Raw genomic sequence first — 2,618 nt, 5'->3', positions numbered from 1 at the left:
AACCCGCCGGGCGGCGGCGCCACGCTCTTCGACGACTTCACCTACACCTCGCACACCGACCCGGCGCTCGCCTCCCACGGCTGGAGCGTGCGCTCCAACTCCGGCGGCCCCGGCGTGCCCGGCGCGACCTGGGCGCCGGAGAACGTCACCTTCGTGCGCGACGGCTCCAACACGGTGATGAACCTGGAGACCTCCACGGCCGGCACCGCCGGGACCACCGAGATGACCGAGGTCCTCACCCGCGCGGTCAAGTTCCGCAACGGCACCTACGCGGCCCGGGTCCACTTCTCCGACGCCCCGCGCAGCGGTCCGGACGGCGACCGTCTCGTGCAGACCTTCTTCACCATCAACGACCTCACCGCGCCGATGGCCGACGACTACGCCGAGTACGACTTCGAGTACCTGCCCAACGGCGGCTGGGGCGAGCCCTCCAACATCCTGTACACCACCTCGTGGGAGACCTACCGGCCCGACCCGTGGGAGGCGGTCAACGCGCACAGCGAGTCCCGCACCAGCTACGCCGGCTGGCACGACCTGGTCGTCACGATCGACAACAGCAGCATCGTCTACTACGTGGACGGCCAGGAGTTCGGCCGTCACGACTCCCGGTACCTGCCGGAGCGGCCGATGTCGATCAACTTCAACCAGTGGCTGATCGACCTGGCCGGCCAGACCAGCACCACGCCGCGTTCCTACGACCAGAAGGTCGACTACGTCCTCCACGTGAAGGACCAGGTCCTCACCCCGGCCCAGGTGGCGGCCAAGGTGGCCGCCTACCGCACGGCCGGGACCGCCTTCCAGGACACGGTGCCCAACGCCTGACGGGTACGGGGGGGGTGGGCGGCGCGGAGGGGCACGATCCTCCGCGCCGCCCGATCTTCCGCACACAGGTGCGGATATTTCACCTGTTCGGGTGAGTCTGGATTGGACGCCCACCCCCATGGGCAGCCCAAGGTCACAGCGGGTCAGGCCCTCCGCAGGACATGCGGAGGGCGCCGGTCCGTTCGTGCGCGGCCGGAGGGGAGCGGCGGACGAACGGACCGGCGGCGCTATCGTCCGGGCATGGTCCTCGCCCGACGCGCCCTGCCCGACGACGCCCGTGAGGTGCTGCGGCTCCGCCAGGTCATGCTCGACGCGGTGCACCCCGGACGCACGCCGTCGGATCCGGGCGGTACGCCCGAGTGGCACGCCGGGGCGCTGGAGCCGCTGCGGCGCCGGCTCGCCGACAAGGACGGCGACTTCGCCGCGTTCGTGGTCGACCACCCCGAGAACCCCGGGACGCTGGCGTCGCTGGCGGTCGGACAGATCGGTTACCGGATCGGGGGGCCGGACAACCCGGGCGGACTCGACGGCCACGTGTTCAGCGTGGCGACCGATCCGGACGCGCGTCGCCGTGGGTACTCCCGGGCCTGCGTGGAACTGCTGCTCTCCTGGTTCCGCGAGCAGGGCTGCGCACGGGTCGGGCTCACCGCGTCGGCCGACGCCGAGCCGCTCTACACCTCGCTCGGCTTCGTCCCCAACCCGTACCCCTCGATGCGGCTGGTGCTCTGATCCGCCTACGCTCTTCGACATGAACAGCTTGGCGATGATCGAGTCCTGGCCCGTGACCACCGCCGCGGCGGGCGTGGTGCGGGCGGACGGCACGGTGGCCGGCGTCCACGGCCCTGTCGACCACCGGTTCCCGCTGGCCTCGGTCACCAAGCCGCTGGCCGCGTACGCGGTGCTGGTGGCGTACGAGGAGGGCGCGCTCGAACTGGACGAGCCGGCCGGTCCCGAGGGCGCGACCGTCCGCCACCTCCTCGCGCACACCTCCGGTCTCGCCTTCGACGAGCACAGGGTGATGGCCGCCCCCGGGGAGCGGCGGATCTACTCCAACGCCGGCTTCGAGGAGCTGGGCCGCCACCTGGAGAAGGCGACGGAGATGCCCTTCGCCGAGTACGCCCGCCAGGCCGTGCTCGAGCCCCTCGGCATGACCGCCACCGCCCTGGACGGCTCGCCCGCCAAGGACGGCGTCTCCACCGTCTCCGACCTGCTCCGCTTCGCCGCCGAGGTCCAGGCCCCGCGTCTGCTGGACCCGCGGACGGTGCTGGAGGCGATGACCGTGCAGTTCCCCGGCACCAAGGGGGTGCTCCCCGGGTACGGGCACCAGAACCCCAACGACTGGGGCCTCGGCTTCGAGATCCGCGACGGCAAGTCCCCGCACTGGACCGGGTCCGCCTCCTCCCCCGCCGTCTTCGGCCACTTCGGCCAGTCCGGCACCTTCCTGTGGGTCGACCCCCACGCCCGCCTCGCCTGCGTCGCCCTCACCGACCGCCCCTTCGCCCAGTGGGCGATCGACGCCTGGCCCCCGTTCACCGACGCGGTACTGGCCGAGGCCCGCCACTAGGTCAGGTGGCCGGGGCGGCCCGAGGCCGGTCGGGGAACTCCCACACCAGGAACTCCGCCGCGTCGGCCGCCTCCGCCACCAGGCCCTTCTCGTCCGAGAGGCGGGCCGCGTCGCCCGCGGTCAGCACCCGTCCGTCCAGCGCCAGTTCGCCCGAGGCGAGGTGGACGTAGAGCGAACCGGCGTCGGGCAGCGCCACGTTGTCGCCCGCGGCGAGGCGGTGGATGTGCAGCAC

General features: G+C 72.4%; 4 protein-coding genes. 3 read left to right on the top strand and 1 reads right to left on the bottom strand.

All coding sequences use genetic code 11. The features are described 5' to 3' along the window. The 3 genes from ACOV8S_RS09900 to ACOV8S_RS09890 all read left to right on the top strand — a co-directional run. Positions 1 to 822 (top strand): glycoside hydrolase family 16 protein (locus ACOV8S_RS09900; protein ID WP_448317430.1); only part of this gene is annotated, 822 nt, incomplete at its 5' end. Positions 823 to 1,062: 240 nt separating this feature from the next. Next, positions 1,063 to 1,551: a GNAT family N-acetyltransferase gene (locus ACOV8S_RS09895; protein ID WP_448317429.1), complete on the top strand. Its 489-nt coding sequence runs from the start codon at positions 1,063 to 1,065 to the stop codon at positions 1,549 to 1,551. A 19-nt stretch (positions 1,552 to 1,570) separates the two neighbouring features. Then, a complete protein-coding gene (locus tag ACOV8S_RS09890; protein ID WP_448317428.1) occupies positions 1,571 to 2,386 on the top strand; it encodes a serine hydrolase domain-containing protein in 816 nt (271 codons plus the stop codon). 1 nt (position 2,387) lies between these two features. Here the strand turns inward: ACOV8S_RS09890 and ACOV8S_RS09885 are convergent. Then, positions 2,388 to 2,618, bottom strand: a 231-nt coding sequence (locus ACOV8S_RS09885; RefSeq protein WP_448317427.1) for a pirin family protein, incomplete at its 5' end; no start/stop codon positions are given.

The organism is Streptomyces sp. CO7 (genome assembly GCF_053474865.1).
Note: the sequence above shows the minus strand (reverse complement) of the source record. Positions and strands in the feature narration are given on the sequence as shown.